Origin of the sequence: Novosphingobium sp. SG919 (genome assembly GCF_012932495.1) — a bacterium.
Classification (GTDB): Bacteria; Pseudomonadota; Alphaproteobacteria; order Sphingomonadales; family Sphingomonadaceae; genus Novosphingobium; species Novosphingobium rhizosphaerae.
Genome location: NZ_JABCNG010000004.1, coordinates 409,779 through 432,085, shown reverse-complemented (window position 1 = coordinate 432,085; position 22,307 = coordinate 409,779). Strand labels below are relative to the sequence as shown.

The 22,307-nt window shown below is 66.5% G+C and carries 20 protein-coding genes; 9 read left to right on the top strand and 11 right to left on the bottom strand.

All coding sequences use genetic code 11. The features are described 5' to 3' along the window. Positions 1-94 precede the first annotated feature (94 nt). Entirely contained in the window at positions 95-466 is a 372-nt protein-coding gene (rpsL, locus tag FHT19_RS17495) for a 30S ribosomal protein S12 (protein ID WP_022675067.1), read from the bottom strand. A gap of 563 nt (positions 467-1,029) precedes the next feature. On the opposite strand from rpsL, the gene FHT19_RS17490 reads away from it, so the two are divergent. Then, the gene (locus tag FHT19_RS17490; protein WP_169476105.1) at positions 1,030-1,710 is read left to right on the top strand and encodes an energy transducer TonB; all 681 of its coding nucleotides are present in this window, start codon (positions 1,030-1,032) and stop codon (positions 1,708-1,710) included. 120 nt (positions 1,711-1,830) lie between these two features. On the opposite strand, the gene FHT19_RS24465 is transcribed toward FHT19_RS17490, so the two are convergent. From FHT19_RS24465 to FHT19_RS17470, 4 genes are all read right to left on the bottom strand, one after another. After that, positions 1,831-2,364, bottom strand: coding sequence for a MarR family transcriptional regulator (locus FHT19_RS24465; RefSeq protein ID WP_221240683.1), 534 nt, complete (start codon positions 2,362-2,364; stop codon positions 1,831-1,833). Between the two features lie 34 nt (positions 2,365-2,398). Beyond that, positions 2,399-2,803 carry a hypothetical protein gene (locus FHT19_RS17480; RefSeq protein ID WP_248290531.1) on the bottom strand — a complete coding sequence of 135 codons (405 nt, stop codon included), beginning with the start codon at positions 2,801-2,803 and terminating at the stop codon, positions 2,399-2,401. Between the two features lie 79 nt (positions 2,804-2,882). Continuing rightward, on the bottom strand, positions 2,883-3,281 hold the full coding sequence (locus tag FHT19_RS24460) for a hypothetical protein (protein ID WP_248290530.1): 399 nt from the start codon (positions 3,279-3,281) through the stop codon (positions 2,883-2,885). Between the two features lie 66 nt (positions 3,282-3,347). Beyond that, a complete protein-coding gene (locus FHT19_RS17470; RefSeq protein ID WP_168556917.1) occupies positions 3,348-3,896 on the bottom strand; it encodes a helix-turn-helix transcriptional regulator in 549 nt (182 codons plus the stop codon). 250 nt (positions 3,897-4,146) lie between these two features. Between FHT19_RS17470 and FHT19_RS17465 the strand changes: the two genes are divergently transcribed. Both FHT19_RS17465 and FHT19_RS17460 read left to right on the top strand, forming a co-directional pair. Beyond that, entirely contained in the window at positions 4,147-5,793 is a 1,647-nt protein-coding gene (locus tag FHT19_RS17465) for an ATP-binding protein (RefSeq protein WP_169476100.1), read from the top strand. 13 nt (positions 5,794-5,806) lie between these two features. Beyond that, the gene (locus FHT19_RS17460) at positions 5,807-6,433 is read left to right on the top strand and encodes a response regulator transcription factor (RefSeq protein ID WP_168556915.1); all 627 of its coding nucleotides are present in this window, start codon (positions 5,807-5,809) and stop codon (positions 6,431-6,433) included. 79 nt (positions 6,434-6,512) lie between these two features. On the opposite strand, the gene FHT19_RS17455 is transcribed toward FHT19_RS17460, so the two are convergent. Further along, on the bottom strand, positions 6,513-7,358 hold the full coding sequence (locus FHT19_RS17455; RefSeq protein ID WP_168556914.1) for a class III extradiol dioxygenase family protein: 846 nt from the start codon (positions 7,356-7,358) through the stop codon (positions 6,513-6,515). After that, entirely contained in the window at positions 7,355-7,762 is a 408-nt protein-coding gene (locus FHT19_RS17450) for a protocatechuate 4,5-dioxygenase subunit alpha (protein WP_211184988.1), read from the bottom strand. Before FHT19_RS17450 ends, FHT19_RS17455 begins: the two co-directional genes overlap by 4 nt. 193 nt (positions 7,763-7,955) lie before the next feature. Between FHT19_RS17450 and FHT19_RS17445 the strand changes: the two genes are divergently transcribed. The 5 genes from FHT19_RS17445 (at position 7,956) to FHT19_RS17425 (ending at position 14,340) form a co-directional block, all read left to right on the top strand. After that, entirely contained in the window at positions 7,956-8,324 is a 369-nt protein-coding gene (locus FHT19_RS17445; RefSeq protein WP_168556913.1) for a hypothetical protein, read from the top strand. 129 nt (positions 8,325-8,453) lie between these two features. Continuing rightward, the gene (locus FHT19_RS17440; protein WP_168556912.1) at positions 8,454-9,437 is read left to right on the top strand and encodes a sensor histidine kinase; all 984 of its coding nucleotides are present in this window, start codon (positions 8,454-8,456) and stop codon (positions 9,435-9,437) included. 159 nt (positions 9,438-9,596) lie between these two features. Continuing rightward, positions 9,597-11,327 (top strand): type I secretion system permease/ATPase, encoded by a 1,731-nt coding sequence (locus FHT19_RS17435; protein WP_211184989.1) that lies wholly within the window; start codon positions 9,597-9,599, stop codon positions 11,325-11,327. Then, positions 11,324-12,676, top strand: coding sequence for an HlyD family type I secretion periplasmic adaptor subunit (locus tag FHT19_RS17430; RefSeq protein WP_168556910.1), 1,353 nt, complete (start codon positions 11,324-11,326; stop codon positions 12,674-12,676). The genes FHT19_RS17435 and FHT19_RS17430 overlap by 4 nt, the downstream gene beginning before the upstream one ends. A gap of 14 nt (positions 12,677-12,690) precedes the next feature. Next, a complete protein-coding gene (locus FHT19_RS17425) occupies positions 12,691-14,340 on the top strand; it encodes a TolC family protein (protein ID WP_168556909.1) in 1,650 nt (549 codons plus the stop codon). A gap of 280 nt (positions 14,341-14,620) precedes the next feature. Here FHT19_RS17425 and FHT19_RS17420 read toward each other — a convergent pair whose 3' ends face one another. The 4 genes from FHT19_RS17420 to FHT19_RS17405 form a co-directional block, all read right to left on the bottom strand. Continuing rightward, a complete protein-coding gene (locus FHT19_RS17420; RefSeq protein WP_248290529.1) occupies positions 14,621-15,919 on the bottom strand; it encodes an alginate export family protein in 1,299 nt (432 codons plus the stop codon). Positions 15,920-16,075: 156 nt separating this feature from the next. Further along, positions 16,076-17,581, bottom strand: a complete 1,506-nt coding sequence (locus FHT19_RS17415; protein WP_169476097.1) for a methyl-accepting chemotaxis protein — start codon at positions 17,579-17,581, stop codon at positions 16,076-16,078. A 181-nt stretch (positions 17,582-17,762) separates the two neighbouring features. Next, positions 17,763-18,488 carry a response regulator transcription factor gene (locus FHT19_RS17410; RefSeq protein WP_168556906.1) on the bottom strand — a complete coding sequence of 242 codons (726 nt, stop codon included), beginning with the start codon at positions 18,486-18,488 and terminating at the stop codon, positions 17,763-17,765. A 3-nt stretch (positions 18,489-18,491) separates the two neighbouring features. Further along, complete coding sequence (locus FHT19_RS17405) at positions 18,492-20,030, bottom strand: DUF4118 domain-containing protein (RefSeq protein ID WP_168556905.1); 1,539 nt, start codon at positions 20,028-20,030, stop codon at positions 18,492-18,494. Positions 20,031-20,179: 149 nt separating this feature from the next. Between FHT19_RS17405 and FHT19_RS17400 the strand changes: the two genes are divergently transcribed. Beyond that, complete coding sequence (locus FHT19_RS17400; RefSeq protein ID WP_169476095.1) at positions 20,180-22,144, top strand: potassium transporter Kup; 1,965 nt, start codon at positions 20,180-20,182, stop codon at positions 22,142-22,144. Positions 22,145-22,307 lie beyond the last annotated feature (163 nt).

The window sequence follows — 22,307 nt, the reverse complement described above, 5'->3', positions numbered from 1 at the left end:
CTGACCGGGCCAGCATCAAAGCCAGCCGCTCATTTCCGGCATGGTGGCCTGGCGGGGCACCGCGTGCCCCCACCCGCCAGGCTTGCGGCCACGATTACTTGGGACGCTTGGCGCCGTACTTCGAACGGCTCTGCTTGCGGTCCTTCACGCCCTGCGTGTCGAGCACGCCGCGCAGCACGTGGTAGCGCACGCCGGGAAGGTCGCGCACACGGCCGCCGCGGATCAGCACCACGGAGTGTTCCTGAAGGTTGTGGCCTTCGCCGGGAATGTACGAAATGACTTCGCGGCTGTTGGTCAGACGGATCTTCGCGACCTTGCGGAGAGCCGAGTTCGGCTTCTTCGGGGTGGTCGTGTAGACGCGGGTGCAAACGCCGCGCTTCTGCGGGTTCTGCTCCATCGCAGGGACCTTGCTCTTGGCCTTCTGCGGGACGCGACCCTTGCGGATCAGCTGGTTGATCGTAGGCATGAAGTACTCTTCACCTTGGTTGTGGCAACGCCGGAACAGGTGAAGGAAGACGCATCTCATGCAATGCACCAAGGCAGCGGCGCAAAAGGCCACGGCGTGGGACGCATCGTATGAGCCGAAAACACTCCACCCAGGCCAACGGCACCGGGTTACTTTGACGGCTGGCATCCCGGTGGACCGGCCGGGCGATTCGGCATGATCCGAATCAGCAAGGCCAAGCCCAATGGGAAAAGGGCCACCATGGCGGATTACTCGCCACTTGCAGCCCCATGCGCACCGGCAATGTTCAGCTCTTTGACTGGCCGGCGGCATGAAATGCCCCCGGAACGAAAGCGCCCCTACGCCAAGGCACCGCCAAGGTCAAGCCGGACGCCCGCGATCCTGGCCAGCCACAAATTCTACCGTTGCGGTTGAGAATCCGCTTGGGGCGGGAACGCGATGTGATACCATCACCGATGCAACCGCCGCCGCGATCCGCCCGGGTTCGCTGCGGCCGTTGCCCGGGACGCGGCCTTGCCTGTCGTCAAAAGGCCGGACCGGAACATGGCTGAGAGGAGAAACGCATGGCTTATGTCGATCAGACTGCCCGTCGTCCTTCGCTGCGCATCGGCCTTGCCGTCGGCCTGCTCCATGTGGGCGTCGGCGCCGCGCTGCTCACCACTTTTGCCGGCGGGGCCATCCGTGCGGTAATCCACGATACCTTGCAGGCCAACGACTGGACGTATGTCCCGCCCCCGCCACCCAAGACCCCGGATCGCAAACCGCCGCCACCCAAGACCGGCCAAGTGACCCCTGCACAAACGCCGGCGGACCCGCGCACGCCAGCCAATCCGCTCCCCCAGACCGGGCCGCTCATCTTGCCCCAGGGCGATACCGGCCCGATCGGCGTGCCCACGCCGGGACCGATTGCCATGCCTTCGCCAGAGCCGCTGCCCACGCCAACCGTCACGCCGCAGCGCGCGGTGCCGCGCGGCGATCCGGGCGGGTGGGTCACGCGCGATGATTATCCGACACAGGCGGTGCGTGAGAACTGGACCGGGGTCACTCGCTTTCGCCTGACGATCGGCCGCGATGGCCGCGTGCTGGACTGCGCCATCACCGGCAGCAGCGGACACGACCTGCTTGATGCCACCGCCTGCAACCGCATCACCAGCCGTGCGCGGTTCCGCGTGGCAACCGACGAAACCGGCGCTGCGACGACAGGTATCTATCTCGGCTCGATCCGCTGGGAATTGAGCGAGTAAGGACACCTTACGCCTTCACCCTGCCTGCCGGCCGCGCGGCGCGAGGAATCTATCCCCGCATCCCCGTGCGGCCGGGCTTTTCACCCCAGGGTGCGATGCCCGACCGGCCAGAACCTGGTGTCAGTCGGCCGCCAGGTCCTGAAAATCCAGCATGGCCAGCGCGGACGCTTCGGCGCTGCGGCCAGTCTGCACCGCCGAACCCATGCCCGTCTGCCAGTTGAGCATCAGATCGGTCATGGCGGCCATGCCACGCGCGGTAAGGCACACGAACGTGCGCCGCCCATCGCGGCCATCGTCCTCGCGTTCGACCAGCGCGCGCGCTTCCAGAATGCGCAGCCAGCGCAGCGCCGTGGTCGGCGGCACATTGGCGCCGATGCACGCGCTGGTGGTGGGCACGCGCCGCCCTTCGCCGGCCGCGATATAGAGATCAAGCAGGATGTCCCAGGTCGGCTCGCCGAACAGGTCGGCCGCCAGGAAGCGCTCGCGCCGGCGGCGGCCGGCATAGATTTCGCGCGCCATCGCCAGCGCCGCTGTCGGCAGCACAGGGCGCTGCGGCGCCACCACTGCCGATACGGCGATCGGTTCTGCCGGAAATGCCATTGCCCTGGCGCCATCGCCGCGACGGGCAGCAGCCCGCATCGAACGCACGGTCATGCCACGGCCCTCCCCTTGCCCGGAAGCACAGCGATCAGGTCAGCCGCCAGCCGTGATAGTCGCCCAGCCGCCGCGTGCGCATCACGTGCGCCGCGGTGCCAAAGATCAGCAACAGCAGTTGCAGCGTGAACGGCACCTGGGTCATGACCCAGTACGCCTTGCGCACCATGGCCAGTTCCCACAGCTTGGCCGCGTGGCCCAGCAGCACCACCGCCTGGGCCGCACTGACCGCCAGGGGCCATGCCCGGTTGGCCCGCAAGGCCACCCACAGCAAGACGATAAACGCCCATATATCGATTACCAGGTGTCCAGGGTTCACCGCGAACCATGCGGGATCTCCGAAAATAGCGTGGTTGGCGACGTCAAGCGCGAACGTTGCGAGCAGGATCGCCGCCACCGATTGTTCCGGTTCGCCGCCCCTGCGGGCGGCGAACAGCACGGCAAACGCCAGAAGAATGCGGGGTAGCCAGAGCGAAAGCATCGGGCGTCACATCCTCCTTGCGCGTGCGGACGGCCGGTCAGGCCGCGCGTGGAAGGGCTGCGGCAGCCGCATCGCCGGCGTCGGCCGGATCGGCCAGGGTGGCCGTCTTGGGGCACTGGTCGTTCCCGCCCATGGTTTCGGCGGCAATCGCGCTCAGGCGCCCATGAACCCGCGCCAGTTCGCCCCCGGCATCGACCATCGCCTGCTGGCTCTTGAGCAGGCGCATCAGCGCATCCTGCCCCTGGAACGGCGGCAGGCCGGCCTCGCGGCGCGCCGTCACCATCGACGAAAGCAGGTTGGCCTGGCGGATCAGCGCTTCATCGAGCGCTGCTTCGGCTTCGTGCAGATCGCGGGTGACGCGCATCTGGGCGACAGCCGGGGTCATCGCGGCAGAGCCGCGAACAGAAAGGGTCTGATTGTGCTTGTTGCTGGTCATCGTCATGTGCCTCCACTCGGCGCCAAGGGCGCCGTCCCCGTTTTGACGCGGAGGATGATCGACGGTTCAGCGATCCACGATCCGTGACAGTTGCGAAAACATCGTCAACCCGCCCAGCACCGTGAGGATCAGGACCATCGCGATCAGGGCCGTGGCCCCCAGTCGCATCAGTGTCCCATATGGTCCGTCAAACATCTCCGGAAGGACGCGATGATATCCCTCATCCCGTTGGTTGACCGGTGCGCCGTCAGCGTGATCCCCATCAACGCTGCCGTACCCGGTCGGGGCTTGGGCCCCATCGCTGCCTTCCTCATGCTTGTGCGTCGGATTATTGCGCATGGCGACGTCCGGCGAACCATATACGGGTTTTCCGGATAGGCCTTCGGCGGCCGTCCGCTCCAGCAAAAGTCTATATGCCTGCGCCACTTCGCTGCGCGACGTGACCTGCAGCTTGCCCCGCGCCAAAAGGATACGCTGATCAACCGTATAGGGAGAGATCCCCAGAATCCGCGAGATCTCCTTTGAGGTCTTGTGCTGGATCAACAGGTCCAGAACCTCCCGCTGCTTGGCGGTGAGTGCATCGAGTGGAGATTCGGATAGTGGCGAGATGGTCATGGTTTCCAACCGATCCTATCGGCAGTGCCGGCCATGTGCCACCCTGCAAGGGAGAGCATGCGAATCAAAAGTCGATAAAGAAAGGGCATCAGCAATATGTTCATGAACCGGCAAGCGTGATCGGTGGCATGGTACTCTCTGTAACAATGGTTAACGCAAAAGCACACCCATGGGCAGCGCATTGCATATCCCGCGCGGGTGCCACATATCTTTTCATATAGGGGAGGCCGCAGGCTTGGAGGTCCGTCACATGTTCTCGCGGCGCAGCGGCAAGGTTCTCGCCTTGTGCCGGATGACGATGGCGCTCCTGTTCATGGCCGGCATCGTGTTTGCCGCCGACGTATCCTTGCGCAATCCCGATCTCACCACGCTCCTGGCGGGCGGCTACGTGCTGTGGGCCATCGTGCTGGCGGGCGTTGCCTGGCAAGACTGGTGGTTCGATTGCCGCCTGGCCCCGGTTGCGCAGATCATCGATTTCATCGCCTTTGCCTCTGCCATCTATTTTACCGAGCAACCCCATGGCGTGTTGACCGGCCCGTTCCTGGTGTTCGGCACGTTCCTGCTGCTGGTGGCGCTGGTTCGCTGGGGCACGATCGGCGTGGCCGCCACTGGCATGGGGCTCATACTCTCGGCAATCGTCCCTGCAGCGGCGCTGGCCATGGAAAGCGCCGGCCCCGATCCGCTGCGCTTCGTGCGCGGGCTGATCTGCATGGTGGTGGTATCCATGCTGATGCTGTGGCTGGCCAGCCGCCAGCGCGGCTTGCGCGTGGTCACGCTGCCAGACCCGATCGGCGCGCCCGGTGCCCGGCGCAACCGCGTGTTGACCGGCGCACTGGGGCAGGCCTGCGCCACCATGGGCGCACGCGGCGCGGCACTGGCCGTCGCCTGGGGTGACGAACCGTGGATCGACCTGCTGGTCGAGCGTGACGGCGTCGTCACCACCGAACGCCAGGGTCCGGGGCTGCTGTCGGAAACACTGGGTGCGCCAGGGTACCCCACCTTGTTCGATTTGCGCCGCCGCCGCCGCATCGGCCTGGCCGCCGAACACCAGTTGGTGATCGAGCACGAAGCCTTCACTGCGCCGCTGGCCGTCCGCTGCGAGGTGAACGAAGGCATCATTGCCACGTTCAATTCGGTTTCGAGCCAGGGGCAACTGCTGGTCTGGGGCATTCCCGCCATGGCCGTGGACGATCTGCCCTGGATGGCAGCACTCGTGCGCGAAATCGGCCTGGCACTCGATCGCGAGGAAATGGCAACCCTGGCAAAGAGTTCGGCCGTGGCCGAAGTGCGCAATGCCCTGGCGCGCGACCTGCACGACAGCGTGGTGCAGTTCCTGGCGGGCACGATGTTTCGCCTCGAGGCGCTGCGCCGGCGGCTGCGCGATGGCAAGGACCCCGAAGGCGAAATCGTGGCCATGAAGGACGCGCTGCGCCGCGAACAGGCCCAGTTGCGCGTGATGATCGACCGCTTGCGCCGGGGTGAGGACGGAGACCGCGCCACCGACCTGACCGAGGAATTGCGCAGCCTGGTCGAAGAGATGTCCGCCCACTGGCGCATCCGCGTGACCTTTGCCGCCCATATCGGCCCGCTGTCGGTTCCGATCCACTTATCCTATGAATTGCGACAAATGGTGCGCGAGGCTGTTGCCAACGCAGCGCGACATGGCCAGTGCAGCGAAGTGTCCATCTCGCTCGATCACGACGGCTCGCTGCTGACCGTCACCATCGCAGACAACGGCATCGGCTTTCCCCGTGCCGGGCAATTGCGCCAGCCCCGCTCCATTACCGAGCGCGTAGCCGCGCTGGGCGGGCGGATGCATATTGCCGAACATTCCACCAACCACCTGCGTCCGGGCGCCCGTCTCGATATCGAAGTGCCCATCCGCCTCTATGCATGACAGGCCTCCAGGCATGACCAGCGTTCTTGTCGCAGACGATCACGGCTTCATCCGCGCTGGCGTGGCCGCCGTGCTGCGTGACAGCCAGTTCCATTTGGTGGCGGCCACGGCCAGCGGCGAAGAAACGCTGGCGGCGATCACCACCCACGATCCCGATATCGTACTGCTCGATATCAACATGCCCGGCATGAATGGCGTGCAGGTGCTCGAAACCCTGCGCGCGCGCGGCGACAAGCGCCGCATCGTCCTGCTGACCGCAGAGCTGACCGACCGCAATCTGCTGGCCGTGATGCGTGCCGGGGTGGAAGGTATCGTGTCCAAGGACGGCGCGGGAGACGAACTGATCGAAGTGCTCGACAAGGTCCAGGACGGCGAGCGTGCGATCTCCGCCGATCTGCTGCAACGCGCGCTCGATCTTTCGCTTCATCCCGAAGGCGCGGGCCCGCTCGACCGGCTCAACCCGCGCGAGCGGCGCATTGCCCGGCTGGTGGCACGTGGCATGCGCAATCGCGACATCGGCGCCGAACTCAATATCGGCGAAGGCACCGTGAAGGTCTATCTCCACGCGATGTACCAGAAGCTGGGCATCGAGAACCGCACCGAACTGGCGCTCATGGCGGTGAACGACCTGGCAGAGTGAACCGGCGCGCCCTCCCCCCCAGGAAGACGCGCCGGCCAATCGATCCACGCCTGCGGCACGTGGACCGAACGGCAAACGCTCACGCCGGCGTCAGCACCAGCGTCGCCGCGGCGGTATTGCTGATCGGGATATGATAGTTGCGCGTCACTTCGGCCTGGGCGCCATCGCCCAATGCCCCGCGCGCGGCGATCCAGTTGACGATCTCCACCCCCTGCGTCCCGGCGATGGCCGCCACTTCCTCGGTGGAATGGCGCAGCAGGGCCTGCGGATCGTTGGCCAGGTGATCCAGGCAGAACCGGTCGTAATCGGCATTGATGAAGCCAGCCCGCGCCCCGTCGAGCTGGTGCGACAACCCGCCCGAGCCGATGACCACCACGCGCGTATCGTCCTGCCAGGATTGCAGCGCCCGGTTTACCGCGCGGCCCAGGTCATAGCAGCGCTGGGGTGAGGGCAGCGGATATTGCACCGTGTTGATCGCGATCGGCACGATCTTGACCGGCCAGGCATCGGCATCGGGATAGGCCAGTTCGAAGGGGATCGACAGCGCATGGTCCACTTTCATCTTTTGGCACATGGTGATGTCGAACCCGCTGCCCACCAGTTCCTCGATGATGTGCCAGGAAAGCCCGGGATCGCCTTGAAACGTCTTGTAGACCGGCAGGCCCCAGCCCTCGTCCTCGTTGGGATAGGATGCTGCCGCGCCCACGGCAAAGGTCGGCATCGCGTCGAGGAAGAAGTTGAGCCCGTGATCGTTGTAGAACACGATGGCGACATCGGGCCTGGTCTGGGAAAGCCACGCGCGCACCGGGGGATAGCCATCGAAAAACGGCTTCCAATAGGGCTTGTCCTGGTCACCCCGAGCGATTGCCCCGCCGATGCCGGGCACGTGGCTGCTGAAATAGCCGCCGATGATCTGCGCGCTCATGCCGCCAATCCTTCATCCTGCCGCGCCGCGACGCAGCCTGCCGCCGTTCCCTGGTCGATCAGGTACTGCTTGAATTCGGGCACGCTCATGCCCGTTTGCAGCGCGCCCAGATCCTGCACGTTAAGACCGAATATCCCGGCCAGCTTGGCCAGGTAATAGACATTGCCGCCGGCCTCGATCATGCCCAGCACATCGCGCCGGGCCACGGCATCGCGCTGTTCGGGCGTGAGGCGATACCGCGCGCAATAGCCTTCTTCGTCAGCGAGGAACGCGGCGCGATTGGCGCTGTCGTTGAACGAAAAGCACATCGCGTTGAGTTCGAAACCCCGGCTGGCCAGTTCGCCGTCGAACAACAGCGTGCCGGCGATCCCTCGCCGCAACGCCATACTTTCAGGATTGGTCATCGCTGCATCCTCCTTGCCCATCCGCCCGATCGCCGTTGCGGATCAAGCCACCATGCTACGATAGCAAGGCTGCGCCCGCCCTCCTTGACGCATGTCAAATGGGCCAGCGCATGTGGGTCAACGGGCATAGGGATGGTTACGCAAGGGCGTGACCGGGCTTTCCAAGCGCAAGAAATCCCCGTCTAGGCATGCCATGGCCCTGACCAATGCCGAAAGGCAACGCCGCTATCGCCAAAAGCTAAAGGCCCGCGCATCGGGAGAAGCGGCGGGAGACCTGGTGCGCGCCATGGTCGAGCGCGCCATCGGCGTGCTGTGGCGTATCCAGGCGGCGGCATCGCCCGAAGATGCCTTGATCGTCACCGGCCAGTCCGACGCCAATGCGCACGTGCACTCGCTGGCCGAGTTCCGGGCCAACCTGGCGCGCCATCCGGCCAGCCTGCTTGCGCTGTGCCGCGCCACCCTTAACCATGGCGTTGCCCTTCTCCCCGAAGAACGGGCGCTCCTGGCCAGCCTGCTGGAAATAGAAGCCGCCTTGCGCCTTGCCCCGCCCCGCCCGCGTTGACGGATTTAACCCCTTTCGCTTGACCCAGGATAAAAAAGCGCTGCGGTTTGCAGGCTATGCCGTTAACACTGTTTTGCAAACGGTCTGACACTGCGGATTCGCGATCCTGCAAGGGCTTAAGGGGCGTAAATGAAAGTCTTGACCGGGGTTTCCGGTGTGATGCAGGCCGCGCTGATCAAGCAGCGCAGCCTGGCCGAGCAGGCCTTGCTGTCTGCCGGCCTGGCCATCGTGCCTGCGCTCCTGCGCCTGGTGATAGATCCCGATCCTGGCACGATGCCGTTCCTGGTGTTCTGGCCCACCGTGCTGCTGTCCGCGCTGCTGCTCGAACCATGGTTCGCCGCGCTGGCCGTGATCGGCTCGTTCGCCTTGGCCCTGATGCTGTTTGTCCGCCCGCTCGCGCAGATGGCGTGGACGGGGCAGTTGCTGGTATCGCTGGTTCTGGCCCTGTGCTGCGTCGTGCTGGCAATGACCATGGCGATCGTGGCGCGGACCACCGTGCGCGAGTTGCACTCGGTGACGCGCCAGCAGGACTCGTTCAACCGCGAATTGCGCCACCGCACGCGCAACCTGCTGGCCATCATCCAGGCGCTGTCCGCGCGCGGCCCGCGTGCCGAAAACCCGCTGGATTTCTTCCGCGAGTTTTCCGATCGGCTCGAAAGCCTGGCCAAGGCCAGCGACCTCTTGCGCATCGGCACAGAGGCGGAAGGCCACCTGCCCGAACTGATCGAGCGCACCATCGCGCCGTTCAGCCTGGGATCCCGCATCCGCCTGAGCGGCACCGCCTGCGTGGTGCCCGATCAAAGCTGCATTCCGCTGATCATGGCCGTGCACGAGTTGTGCACCAACGCCATCAAGCATGGCGCCCTGTCCGGCCCGGCCGGCTGGGTCGACTTGCGCTGGTTCCTGGCGCCAGACGGCAACCGGCTTTACCTGCTGTGGAAGGAAACCGGCGGCCCGCTGGTGGCGCCCCCCGCGCACGAAGGGACGGGCTCGCACCTGCTGCGCGCGCAGCCCGGCCTCGAAGCAGTCGACCTGATGTTCGATCCCAAGGGCGTATGGTGCGAGATGCTGATCGTGGGCGCGCGCGCCACCGCCGAACACGAAATGGCCTGAACCCACCCCCCGGCCGGCCTTTCCACACACCGCCGCGCACAGCGGTTCCAAACGCTATTGTTCCGCGGCGGAAGTATTTGGCAACGTGGTCTTGGCGCATGCTGCTATAGCAGTGGCGATTGAGTGCCTTGTTGGGGGTGTTTGAACGTGGATCGGCAAATGCTGCGCCTTTTCCTGCGCAGGTATCGCGGAAATCTCGCGCTGGTGGCGGTGGCCAGCCTGCTGCTCAATGTCCTGGTCTTTGCCGGATCGGGCTACATGATGCTGGTCTACGACTCGGTTTTGCCCAGCCGCAGCATCCCCACCCTGGTGGGGCTCTTCGTGATGCTCGTGCTGATCTACGTATTTCAAGCGGTTTTCGAGGCAATCCGGGCAGAGGCGCTGCTGGGCGTTGCCAATGGCGTGCACGATGACCTGTTTGGCGCGGTGCACTATGCCACCGTTTCGCGCCCGCTGCGCGCCGGGGCCGAAAAGGGCGATGGCCTCCAGTTCGCGCGCGATCTCGATTCGGTCCACACTTTCCTGGCCGGGGCCGGACCGGTCGCGCTGATCGACCTGCCCTGGGTGATCATGTTCCTGATCGTGCTGGCCGCGCTGCACTGGTGGCTGGGCCTTACCGCATTGGCCGGCGTGCTGGTCATGGCGGTGCTGGCCCTCATGTCCAACCGCCGCACCCAAACCGCCTCGCGCGAATTGGCGATGATCACCGGGCAACGCAGCGCAGCCACCCTCTCGGAAATCCGCTTTGCCGAATCCGCCTTTGCCATGGGCATGCAGGACCGCTTGGTGGCCCGCACCTCGGGCTGGGAAAGCCAGTTCATCGCGGCACAATCGGCCCTGGCGCGCACCGTCTCGCGCCTGGGCGGCGCCAGCCGCACGTTCCGCATGTTGCTGCAATCGATCATCCTCACGGTGGGCGCGCTGCTCGTCATCGATGACAAGGCCAGTGGCGGCGTGATCCTGGCGTCCTCGGTGCTGTCGGGCCGCGCCCTGGCGCCGGTCGATTCGGCCATCGCTAACTGGAAAGGCCTGGTTGCCGCGCGCAGCGGCTGGACCCGTATCGTCCAGGCCATCACCACGTTCCGCCGCCCGCCCGAACGGCAGGTGACGCTCGATCGCCCCCGCGGCGAACTGGCGTTGCGCGATCTGTGGGTGGCGCCGCCAGGAACCCAGCGGTTTACCGTGCAGGGCGTGTCGCTGTCGGTGCAACCCGGTCAGGCGCTTGCCGTGATCGGCCCCAGCGCGGCGGGCAAGACTTCCCTGGTGCGTGGCATCCTCGGGATATGGAAGCCCAACCGCGGGGAGGTTCGCCTGGACGGCGCCACGCTGGATCAGTGGGATGCCGAAGCGCTGGGCAGCGCCTTTGGCTATGTCCCGCAAACGGTGGACCTGATCGAAGGCACGGTGGGCCAGAACATCGCGCGGTTCGATCCGGCCGCCACGTCCGATGCGGTGATGGCCGCCGCCCGCGCGGCCAGCCTGCACGAGGCGATCCTGGCCCTGCCCGATGGCTATGACACACAGGTCTCGGCCGGCGCGAGCGAGCTTTCGGCCGGACAGCGCCAGCGCGTGGGCCTGGCCCGCGCGCTTTATGGCAATCCCCATCTGCTGATCCTGGACGAGGCCAATTCCAACCTCGATGCCACCGGCGACGCCGCGCTCAACCGCGCGGTGCTGGAAATGCGCCAGCGCGGCGGCATCGTGATCATGATCACCCATCGCCCCGCCACGCTCGGCCCGATCACCCATGTCGCCGTGATGCAAAACGGCCGCCTGGTCGATTTTGGAGAGCGCGACACGGTGATGCAGCGCACGCTCCAGGCAAACGATGGCGCCACCGCGCCCGGCGCACCCGCACCCGGCCGCCTGGCCCAGGAGGCCGCACGATGAACGCGCCCCTTTCTCCCGATGCCGTGCGGCAGCTTCTTCCCGCGCTGTGGGTTGACGAGCCTGGCGAGCCCAAGCCCCATGCCCCGCGTCTTTTGGTGCGGCTGGTCGTCGCACTGGCCGGCCTGATGGTCCTGCTGTTCGGCCTCGCCGCCATCGTGCCGATCGGTGGCGCGGTGATCGGCGGAGGCCAGGTGGGCGTGGAAAGCCGGGTCAAGCGCATAGCCCATCCCACCGGCGGCGTGATCACGGCAATTGCCGTGATCAACGGCCAGCATGTGCGCCAGGGCGAACTGCTGATGCGGCTGGATGACCGCGTGACCGGCGCCGATGCCACCTATTCCAACCTCACCGTGGAACAGTTGCTGGCGCAGAAGGCGCGGCTTGAGGCCGAACGGCTCGGCCTGGGCCAGGTGGTGTTCCCGCCCCAGCTGACCGGCTCTGCCAATCCCAGCGCGCGCAAGGCCATGGCCGATGAACAGCATCTGTTCGCCATGCGCCAGACCGAAGAGGGCCAGTTGCGCGCCCAGCTTGCGGCACGCGTCGTGCAATACAACCAGCAGATCACCGGCCTTCAGGCGCAGATCGATGCCTTGCGCCAACAGCGCCACTTGATCGAACCCGAACGCCAGGGCGTGCGCGACCTGTGGGACAAGCAGCTTGTCACGATCAATCGGCTCAACCAACTGGAACGCACCGCCGTGGATATCGATGGCCAGGTGGCGCAGTTGCAATCGCAGATCGCCCAGACCCGTGCCCGCATTACCGAAGCGCAGGAGCAATCGATCCAGACCGTGCAGACCCGCCGCGTGCAGGCCGGCACCGATCTTGCGCAAGTGAACACTTCCCTCAACCAGCAGCAGTTGCGCAACGTCAGCGCATCGGACCAGAAGGACCGCAGCGAAATCCGCGCGCCCTATTCCGGGACGATCGAAAAGATCGCCTTTGCCGCGATCGGCGATGTGGTGCGCCCGGCCGAACCGATCATGGAAATCGTGCCCGATCACGATGTGATGGTGGTCGAAGCCTCGATCAGCCCCACCGATGTCGATCAGGTGCGCGTGGGCCAGGCCGCGCGGGTACGCTTCTCGGCCTTCAACCGTGCCGCCACGCCGGAAATTCCCGGCCGCGTGGTCTATGTCGCCACCGACCGGACGGATAACCAGGAAACCCGCCAGGCCTATTACACCGTGCGGATCGAAGTGGACCAGGGCGCGATCCAGCGCGAGGGGCTGGCACTGCGCAGCGGCATGCCGGCCGAAACCTATATCGAAACCGGCAACCGCTCGCTGCTGTCCTACGTCACCAAGCCGCTGCGTGACCAGTTCATGCGCGCCTTCCGCGACAATTGAGGGGGAATTTCGCCATGCGCCGCAACGCCTTGCGCCACCTGCGCCTTCATTGCCGGCGCGCCCTGCCCAGATCGTCGGCATCAGCCGCGGTGATTCTTGCCTTGCTTGCCACGCCGGCCGCGCACGCGCAGGATGCCACGCAGGACGAAGATGCCGCACCCGCCTATGCACCTGAATTGCCGGCCGACACGCCGGCCGACATCGTGGAGGGCGCCGCGGCGGGACGGCCCGTCACCACGCTCGCCGATGCCTTGCGCTATGCCTATTGGACATCGCCCACGCTGCTCGCCCAGCGCAGCAGCGCGCAAAGCAGCGATTGGGGCGTGGCCCAGGCGCGCGCCGCCTATGGTCCCAAGCTCGATTACGCGCTGACGTATGGCTGGACCAAGGATCGCTTCGAAATCGCCAAGGGGGTTTACCTCGGGCGCCGCGGCTGGACCTCCACCGCCACGGCCGTGCTGACCCAACCCCTGTTCAGTTTCGGCCGCTCCTTTGCCAACGAGCGCGGCGCGCGGGCGCAGGCGTCTTACCAGCGCGCGGTGCTGCACTCGGCCGAGCAGCAGGCCTTGCTCGACGCGGTGGACGCATTTGTCGGCCTGCGCCGCACCCGCGCGGCCGTGGCCATCGCGGCCGACAACCTGTCCGCTCTCACCCGTGAATTGACCGACAACCAGGCCCGGCTCAAGGCGCATGAAGTGACAGCCACCGATATCCAGCAGGTGGAAACGCGGGTGGAACTGGGCCGCGTGCAACTGCTGGCCGCGCAGCGTGACGCCGGCAGTGCGGAGGCTGCTTTCATCCGCATGATCGGCACCCGCCCTGGCGATCTCGCCGCGCCACCCGCGCTGCAACTGCCCGTTTCCGGGCTGGAAGAAGCCTATGCCTATGCCGAGGCACACAATCCGTTGATCCTGGCGGCGCAGGAACGCGAGCGTGCCTCGCGCGCCAGCGTGGAAGGCGCCAAGGCCGACCAGCGCCCGCGCGTGGATTTCCAGGGCACTGCCGCCCTGCTGCCCTATTCCAGCGGCTTTTCCAATTATTCCGACAGCTTGCGCCAGACCGAGATCAAGGGCGTGGTCACCCTTTCGGGCCCCTTGTTCGACAGCGGAGAGCGCGCCGCGCGCATCCACGCGGCCGAAGCGGCCAACGATGCCGATTGGCGCCTGATGGACGCCACCTTGCGTGAAAACCGCGCGGCCCTCGCCAGCGCCTGGAACGACTGGCAAGCCCAGACCAGCGCGATCGACAACCTCGCCAAAGCGGTCGAATCTGCGCAAAAGGCCTATGACGGCGCCGTGCTGCAAGAACGCGCGGGCATGTTCACCACGCTCGACGTGCTGCAACTGGCGCGCGAACTGCTTCAGGCGCGCAGTTCCTATAACGAAGGCATTGCCGGCGCCTATATCGCCAAGGCGCAAGTGCTGGCCGCGCTTGGCGCGCTCGATGCCACTTGGCTGCTGCCCGATGCCCCGCGCCACGATGCGGAAAAAGACGCCTGGCGCGTGGCCGGCAAGGCCGACGTCCCCCTGATCACCGCAACGGTGCGCGCGCTGGACGGGCTGGTCGAAGGCCCCGCCCGCCCCCGCCCCACGCGCGACCCTGCTGCTGGCACTCATGCTCCGGCGGCCACGATCGGCGTTCCCGAAACCCCGGCAATGCCCTGATCGGGTTTGGGCCCCAGGTCGTGAACTCATAAATGGCGCCCCCGAGGTTTGAGGCCAAAGGCCCCGTCGCGAGGAGAAAGCGCGCAGGAATATCTTACATATTTCAAGTGCTTTCGACGCTGCGAAGGGGCCTTTGGGTCAAATCCCGAAGGGACGCCAAAATGGCTTCCATCTCAGCCCAAAGTGCCCTTGCAAAGGCTGCCAGCCTTCGCGGCGGTCACTTTGGCCCGATGTGTTCGCCATTTTGGCGCCTCGGGGGCGCCATTTATGAGTTCACGACCTAAAAGGAAGCGGTCAGGTTGAGCGCGCCATAGGCCGTGGTGCCATGGGCCGGTGCATTGGGCGCGTCTTCCAGAAACCGCCCCTTCATCAGCAACACCCCGTCCATTTCGAACCGCAACTTGGCCGGGCGCACCCACCAGCGGAAACGCCCGTCCAACTGGTGGCCGGCAAACCCGCCCGATCTGCCCGAAGCATCGCGCACGCCCGTTGTCGAGAAACTGTCGGTCCGCGATGCCAGCCACAAGGCTTCATACGTGGCAAAGGCATCCCACCGGGGCGACGGGGCGACCTCTACCCTGATGCCGGGCGTCGAGACATTGGCCCGACCGACGGCGTTATAAAGCCCGGCGGGCGCCAGGTCTGCCCGGCGCATGCCATAGAGCGTGTCGAAGTGGCGATAGGTCCCGGGCGCGCCATCGCCGCTGGCGCGATCGTACTGCACCGAAACGCGCGTTTTCCAAGCGTCATGTAGGCTGTAGCCCATCGCTGCGTGGATGAACCAGGCCGCAACCGGCAATGTCGCCGCACCCGGCGCGACCGAAGCGCTGACCCGGCCCGATTGCGCAAAGGCCTCCACCTCTCCATCGAGTTTTCCCGCCGCCGGCTCGCGCAGCAGGCGGCCGCCATACGTGTCGATCGCGCGATCGCGCGTGGGATGGCCCGGCGTGTCGCGCTCACCCAGGTGAAAATAGCTGGCTTCGGCCGTGAGCGGCCCGATCGCCTTCGCCTTGGCGAGCACACCGCCCCACAGCACCAGATCGAATCCTTCGCGATCGACGGCAAAGGCGTTGCGCCGTAGCGATGCCGGATCGTCGGGCCGGCGCTGCTGCGGCAGGACGTAGATCGCTGTTGCCGTAATCCCGTTGCGGGTGGCCAGATCGGCGCGCAAGCCGGTGTAGCCGTTGGTCGTGTTGCGATATTCGTCAGCGGCCACCAAGCGGCGCGACCCGATGTTGAGCAGGAACCGCCCCGCCTGGACGGAAACCTTGGCGTGCCCTACCACGCTCTTCACCGCCACGAAGGCCTGCACCAGTTCCAGCGTATTGACTTCGCCCGTGGTGATCGGCGTGCCCTTGTCACCGCCATAGACGCGGCTGTCCCACAGTTCCCCGCCGATGGTGAATGGACCGGACTGGTATTTGGCCATGAGCGTGGTGCGCAGATTGACCAGATCATCGTTCTGGTTGAACCCGGTGCGCGGTTGATTGGCAATCGCCTCGTACCGCAAGCGCGCGGTGCCGGATAGCACGAAGCCCCCGCCGTCATCGGCCCATGCAGGCGCGGCGAAAGCGATCAATCCGATGCAACACATTGCCCTGACCATCAGCATCCCCCCGGCGCCGCTGTTTGTCTAGCGGCGCCATAGGGATTTGCCGGCGCTGGGTCGCAGAAGTTTATCTTCCAAACGAGACACGACGCCTAGGCAGGCAGGGATGCGACGGATCGAGGCCGCTTAGAACTCCGACCAATCGTCTTCCGACAATGCGGTATTGCCGGCGCTGCGCGGGGCGGGCGCCGGGCGTGGACGCGGTGGCGCAGCGGGCGGCGCAACCGGCGCGGCGGCCGCCGGCGGCGGGGCCGACGGCACGGGGGTTGGCAACGGCGGCGGGGCTGCCGCCCTGACAGGCACCGCAACCGGCGCTGCCACGGGGGTCGGCGCGGGCACTGGGTCAGGCGTGGGCGCGCGGGGTGCCGTGGTGGGGGCGGGGGCCGCCTGCCCGGCGGCAAAGCGGAACTTGCCCAACTCGCGCGCCATCACGCCGGCCTGATCGGCCAGGTTGCGCGCCGTGGCGGTGGCTTCCTCGGCCATGGCAGCGTTCTGCTGGGTGATCGAATCCACATCGCGCACGGTAGCGTTGATCTGGCCCAGCGTTTCGGCCTGCTGGGTGGAGGTGCCGCTGATCCGGCGCATGACATCGTTGATTTCGCTGACGCTGGCGGCGATGCGCTCCAGCGCGTCGCCGGTGGCGGTGACCAGGCCCACCCCGCTGGAAACCTGTTCGGTGGAACTGCCGATGCGGGCGCGGATGTCGCGCGCGGCGTCGCCAGCGCGCTGCGCCAAGGCCCGCACTTCGCTCGCAACCACGGCAAAGCCCTTGCCGGCGTCCCCGGCGCGGGCCGCTTCCACCCCGGCGTTGAGCGCAAGCAGATTGGTCTGGAACGCGATGGCGTCGATCACGCCAACGATTTCGGCGATTTCCTGCGAGGATTTCTCGATCGCGGCCATGGCGTCGATGGCGCGTCCCACCACTTCGCCCGATTGTCGTGCCTCGTCCAGCGTGGTCTGCACCATCGCGCTGGCGTGGCCGGCTTCCTGCACCGACTTCTGCACGCTTTCGTTGATCTGGCGCAGCGCGGCAGCGGCTTCCTCAACGGCTGCGGCCTGCTGTTCGGTGCGGGTGGAAAGGTCTTCCGATCCGGCCAGGATCTCGGCCGATCCGTTGGACACCTGCTCGGCAATGCCGCCCACCGATCGCATCGCGCCGGCCATCGCATCGACGGCGGAATTGAACGCCGTGCGCAGGCATTCGTAGTCCTGGCGGAAGGCGCGCGTCAGGCGGCAATCGAGGTCGCCGCCGGCAAGCCGCTCCAGCCCGTCGCGCAGGGCATCGACCACCGCAGAGGTTTCCGCCTGGCTCTGCACCTGGATCATCAGCGCATCACTGCCATCCATCTCCACCGGGGTAAGCGTCACCAGCATGCGCAGCGGCTGGCCCTGGCGATCGAGATTGAGCCATTCGAATCGCGAGAAGCCCTGGCGCTGGGCTTCGGCCAGCCGCTCGGCCACATGGACATCCGAGGGGCGGCCATCGGCCTGGCGCGGCGCCGCCAGCGAGCCCGGCGTGGCCCCGATGATTTCCTGGCGGGTGCGCTGATAGACGCGTTCGGCCGCCGCGTTGCACAACGTGAAGTAACCGTTCTGCATCAAGAGGAAGCCGTCGGGCGACCGCTCGAGCACGGCCTGCGCAAATCGGGTCTCGAGCGGAACGACAACGCGCCTTTTGAACATGCAACCTTTCCCCGGTTCCGGTGGACTGAACAGACGGGTCCGGCGCTATCATCGCGACGCTCAAACGCAGCTTAAACGATGGCCACGTAAACATCCGGGTGGGGCGCTGTGGCTTGGGCGAAGCCCGGCGTCATCCTCGCGCAAGATCAAGACGATAGCCGATGCCTGGCTCGTTGCGCAGGGCGGATTGGCCGGGTGGCCGGTCGCTTTCCAGCTTGCGCCGGATGCCACGCGCGGCAACGCGCAGGTATTCCACGTCGGTTTCATGGCCCGGCCCCCAGATCGTGCGCAAGAGCTGCGCATGGGTCACCACGCGCCCGGCATGGCCGGCCAGTTCGGCCAGGAACGCATATTCCTTGGGCGCGAGGTGTACTTCCACGCCCGCTTTGCGCACCTGCCGCGCGGCAAGGTCGATCTCCACATCGGCAAAGCGCAGCAACGCGCCGCCTGCTGCCCCGGCGCCGCCGGCCAATCGCGCGCGGTGGCGCAGGGCGGTGCGCACGCGGGCCAGGATTTCGTCGGGATCGAACGGCTTGGTGACATAGTCGCTGGCGCCAAGATCGAGCGCGGCAACCTTTTCCGCCGTGGCATCGCGTGCCGAAAGCACCACCACGGCAAGGCCCGCGGCCACCAGTTGCGGCAGGATTTCCAGGCCGTCGCGATCGGGCAGGCCCAGATCGAGCAGCGCCAGATCGGGCGCCTGGGCGGCCCGCTGGTCCAGTGCCTGGGCGGCGCTGGCGGCCTCGCTCACCACATAGCCGGCCTGGCCCAGGGTGTGGTGCAACAAGGCGCGGATGGCAGGATCATCATCCACCACGAGCACCCGCGCGTTCTTCGCCTCGACCACGCCGCTCATGCCTTACGCCTCCACCGCGCGAACCAGCGCGGACGGCACATGCAGGGCAAAGCGGGCGCCGCCGTCTGGGCGATTGGCCGCCGTCACCGCCAGCCCCATGGCTTCGGCAAAGCCCTTAACGATCGCGAGGCCCAGGCCAGTGCCGCCCTGCCGATCAGACCCTTCCAGCCTGGTGAACATGCCGAAAATTCGCTCCTCCTCGCCAGGCGTAACGCCGGGCCCATTGTCACACACGGCCAGTTCCACCCCGCCCTGCCCGTCGGCCAAGGCCTCTACGCGGATCGCGCCGCCGCCGCCATGGCGGGCAGCGTTGTCGATCAGGTTGATCAGGCAATGGTGCAACAGGCGCGGATCGGCCAGCACCAGCGGCAAGTCCTCAGGCACGGCCAGGTCCACCTGGCGCGCCAAACCGGCCGGGGCCAGGTGATCGAGCGCAGCATCGCAGGCTTCGGCCAGGTCCACCGGCTCGGGCTCGCGGCGCAAGGCACCGGTTTCCATCCGCACCATCTCGATCAGGTTGGCAACAAACCGGTCGAGCCGCTCTGCCTCGCTCCGCGCGCTGGCCAGGGCCACGGCCTGTTCGTGATCCAGAGGGCGCAGCGCGCGCAGGGTGCCGAGCACGGTGGTCAGCGGCGTGCGCAGATCATGCCCGATCGAGGACAGCAAGGCACTGCGCAGGCGTTCGCGTTCTTGCACGCGGCCCAGCGCCAGCTTTTCCTCTTCCAGGCCGATCCGCGCCAGGGCCAGCCCGGTCTGCGCCAACAGGCTTTCCAGCAAGGGCGCCTGCGCGCCTTGCAAGGGCAGATCGGCATCAGGATCGCCCACGCCCACCACTGCCAAGGGGCCATGGCTGCCCGGCACGGGCAGGAACAGCCATTCCGATGCAGTGGGCACCAACCCGCCCGGCCCGGCGGAGCGCCCACTGTCCAGGCACCACTGCGCCGCCGCCGCTTCGAGAAGATCGAGCCGGTCATGCGCAGGGCGTGCCGCCACCAGTTCCACGATGCCCTGCGCATCGGGCGCTGCCACCAGCACGCGCAGGCCGAACAGATGCGCCACTTCGCTGGCCAGCAAGGTCCACAGCGCGTCGCGCCGGGTCACGCCCATCAATCGCCCGGCAAAGCCGGCCAGCAAGGCGTCGCGCCCGGCCTGCGCCTGGGCCAGCATTGCCTGCTGGCGCAGGCGCGCGGCCATGTGGCTGCCCACCAGCGCCACGCCCAGCAGGATGACCAGCGTGATCAGGTGCGATGGATCGGCCACCGCCATGGTGAAGCGGGGCGGAATAAAGAAGTAGTTGTAGCACAAGGACGACAGCACGCCCGCCGCCAGCCCGGGCCGCAATCCCAGGCGAATGGCGGCAAACATCACCGGCACCAGATAGAGCAGCCCGATATCGGCAATGTCGCCCCGCGCCAGCAGCGTCAGCCCCATCAACGTGGCAAGGCCGATCAGCGCGGCCGTGGCCAGGAGGCCGGCAAGCAGCCCATCGCCCTCGGCAGTGCCGGTCGGAGGCGCAATGCGGTGGGCGTGAGCAAGGGTCATGGCCATGGGATGCCGCACCAGTGCCCCTGCTGTCGAGAGGCCAGGCTGTCGCACCCGGTCGCGGCCTCACGACAAAGAAGGCGTGAAGCGGCGTAAAGAATGCATAAATTTCGTCGCGCCCGGTCACGCCGGGGCGTAGCGGCGCCGCCATGACTGCCATACCCCTTTCGGCGGCGCCCGATTCCGCGGCCGCCAGTGCGTCCGCTGCCACCGATCATGCGCCTGCCAGCGCTTCGCCCGGAACACATGATGGCCACCCGCCACAGGGCCTCGTGCCCCTGGCCGTGGGCGCCATCGGCGTGGTGTTCGGCGATATCGGCACCTCGCCGCTCTATTCGCTGAAGGAAAGCTTCATCGGGCACCATCGCCTGGCGGTGGATGCCGATCATATCTTCGGCGTACTCTCCCTGATGTTCTGGACCATGACGCTGATCGTCACGGTCAAGTATGTCTTCGTGATCCTGCGCGCCGACAACAAGGGCGAAGGGGGCAGCCTGGCGCTGCTCGCGCTGATCGGCCGGCAACTCAAGCCGGGCCGGTGGACGGCGTTCACCGCGATCCTGGGCATCGTCGCCACGGCCCTGTTCTATGGCGACGCCATCATCACACCGGCGGTTTCGGTGCTTTCGGCGGTGGAAGGGCTCACCGTGGTGCACCCCGCCTTTGCCGACGTGGTCCTGCCGATTTCGATCGCCATTCTCATCGGCCTGTTCGCCATCCAGTCGCGCGGCACGGCGGCGGTGGGCAAGTTGTTTGGCCCGGTCATGCTGGTCTATTTCCTGGTGATCGCGCTGCTTGGCCTCAACGGCATTGCCCGTGCGCCGGAAATCCTGCTGGCGGTGAACCCCTGGTATGCGGTGAAATTCTTCACGCTCGATCCCCTGCTGGCGTTCCTGGCGCTGGGTTCCGTCGTGCTGGCGGTGACCGGGGCCGAAGCGCTCTATGCCGACATGGGCCACTTCGGCCGTCGCGCGATCATGGTGGCGTGGCTGTGGGTGGCGTTTCCCTGCCTGCTGATCAACTATGCCGGCCAATCGGCCCTGCTGCTGCGCAACCCGGCCATGGTGGAAAATCCGTTCTTCCTGATGGCCCCGGATTGGGCGCGCCTGCCGCTGGTGATCCTGGCCACCCTGGCCACGGTCATCGCCAGCCAGGCGGTGATCTCGGGCGCGTTCTCGGTTTCGCAGCAGGCGGTGCAACTCGGCTTCCTGCCACGCATCCGCATCCTGCACACCAGTGCCAGCGCGGCCGGACAGGTCTATGTTCCGCTGGTGAACTGGGTCTTGCTGGCAATGGTCATCCTGCTGGTGCTGGCGTTTCGCACGTCGAGCAACCTGGCCTCAGCCTATGGCATTGCCGTGACCGGTACGATGTTCATCACCGCCTGCATGCTCGGCGTGCTGACCTTTGCCGTGTGGAAGTGGCACCCGCTGGTGGCGGGCCTGGTCACCGGCACGTTCCTGGTGATCGACGGCGCCTATTTCGCCTCGAACGCCACCAAGATTCCCGATGGAGGCTGGTTCCCGCTGCTGGTGGCGGCGATCACGTTCACCGCGCTCACCACCTGGGCCACCGGGCGGCGCATCCTGCGCGAGCGCCTGGCCGAAGACGCCATGCCGTTCGACCTGTTCCTGGGTTCGGTGTGCGAGCGCGTGCGCCGCGTCAAAGGCACGGCGGTGTTCATGGCGTCGACCGTTGAAGGCATCCCGCCCGCGCTGCTGCACAACTTGAAGCACAACCACATCCTGCACGAACGCGTGGTGATCCTGACGGTGATGACCGCCGGCGTGCCCCACGTGCCCGATCACAAGCGGCGCGACGTGGAAGACATGGGCCACGGCTTCTATCGCATGATCATCAACAGCGGCTTTATGGACGAGGCGGACATTCCCGCCGAACTGGCCGCGGAAACCCGCGCAGGCGGACCGTTCAAGCCGATGGAAACCAGCTATTTCCTGGCGCGGCAAACCCTGATCGCGTCAAAGCGGCCGGGCATGGCGATCTGGCGGGAAAAGCTGTTTGCCTGGATGGTGCGCAATTCGGAAAGCCCGATGCAGTTCTTCCGCCTGCCCACCAACCGCGTGATCGAACTGGGCAGCCAGTTGGAAATCTAGGAGTGGTCGCGCGAGGGCTTCGACAGGCTCAGCCCAACCGATAGCCGTTCCAACCCCCTCCTCTTCAGAGGAGGGGGTTGGGGGGTGGTGGAACCCTTGCGCGAGGCTTCGCACCACCCCCGGCCCCTCCTCTGAAGAGGAGGGCAGAATCGGCCTGCATCTC

Excerpts from the sequence above, each read along its gene's own strand:
- rpsL (WP_022675067.1), bottom strand. The coding sequence starts at position 466 with ATGCCTACGATCAACCAGCTGATCCGCAAGGGTCGCGTCCCGCAGAAG.
- FHT19_RS17490 (WP_169476105.1), top strand. The coding sequence starts at position 1,030 with ATGGCTTATGTCGATCAGACTGCCCGTCGTCCTTCGCTGCGCATCGGC.
- FHT19_RS24465 (WP_221240683.1), bottom strand. The coding sequence starts at position 2,364 with ATGACCGTGCGTTCGATGCGGGCTGCTGCCCGTCGCGGCGATGGCGCC.
- FHT19_RS24460 (WP_248290530.1), bottom strand. The coding sequence starts at position 3,281 with ATGACCAGCAACAAGCACAATCAGACCCTTTCTGTTCGCGGCTCTGCC.
- FHT19_RS17470 (WP_168556917.1), bottom strand. The coding sequence starts at position 3,896 with ATGACCATCTCGCCACTATCCGAATCTCCACTCGATGCACTCACCGCC.
- FHT19_RS17465 (WP_169476100.1), top strand. The coding sequence starts at position 4,147 with ATGTTCTCGCGGCGCAGCGGCAAGGTTCTCGCCTTGTGCCGGATGACG.
- FHT19_RS17460 (WP_168556915.1), top strand. The coding sequence starts at position 5,807 with ATGACCAGCGTTCTTGTCGCAGACGATCACGGCTTCATCCGCGCTGGC.
- FHT19_RS17455 (WP_168556914.1), bottom strand. The coding sequence starts at position 7,358 with ATGAGCGCGCAGATCATCGGCGGCTATTTCAGCAGCCACGTGCCCGGC.
- FHT19_RS17450 (WP_211184988.1), bottom strand. The coding sequence starts at position 7,762 with ATGACCAATCCTGAAAGTATGGCGTTGCGGCGAGGGATCGCCGGCACG.
- FHT19_RS17445 (WP_168556913.1), top strand. The coding sequence starts at position 7,956 with ATGGCCCTGACCAATGCCGAAAGGCAACGCCGCTATCGCCAAAAGCTA.
- FHT19_RS17440 (WP_168556912.1), top strand. The coding sequence starts at position 8,454 with ATGAAAGTCTTGACCGGGGTTTCCGGTGTGATGCAGGCCGCGCTGATC.
- FHT19_RS17435 (WP_211184989.1), top strand. The coding sequence starts at position 9,597 with ATGCTGCGCCTTTTCCTGCGCAGGTATCGCGGAAATCTCGCGCTGGTG.
- FHT19_RS17430 (WP_168556910.1), top strand. The coding sequence starts at position 11,324 with ATGAACGCGCCCCTTTCTCCCGATGCCGTGCGGCAGCTTCTTCCCGCG.
- FHT19_RS17425 (WP_168556909.1), top strand. The coding sequence starts at position 12,691 with ATGCGCCGCAACGCCTTGCGCCACCTGCGCCTTCATTGCCGGCGCGCC.
- FHT19_RS17410 (WP_168556906.1), bottom strand. The coding sequence starts at position 18,488 with ATGAGCGGCGTGGTCGAGGCGAAGAACGCGCGGGTGCTCGTGGTGGAT.
- FHT19_RS17405 (WP_168556905.1), bottom strand. The coding sequence starts at position 20,030 with ATGACCCTTGCTCACGCCCACCGCATTGCGCCTCCGACCGGCACTGCC.
- FHT19_RS17400 (WP_169476095.1), top strand. The coding sequence starts at position 20,180 with ATGACTGCCATACCCCTTTCGGCGGCGCCCGATTCCGCGGCCGCCAGT.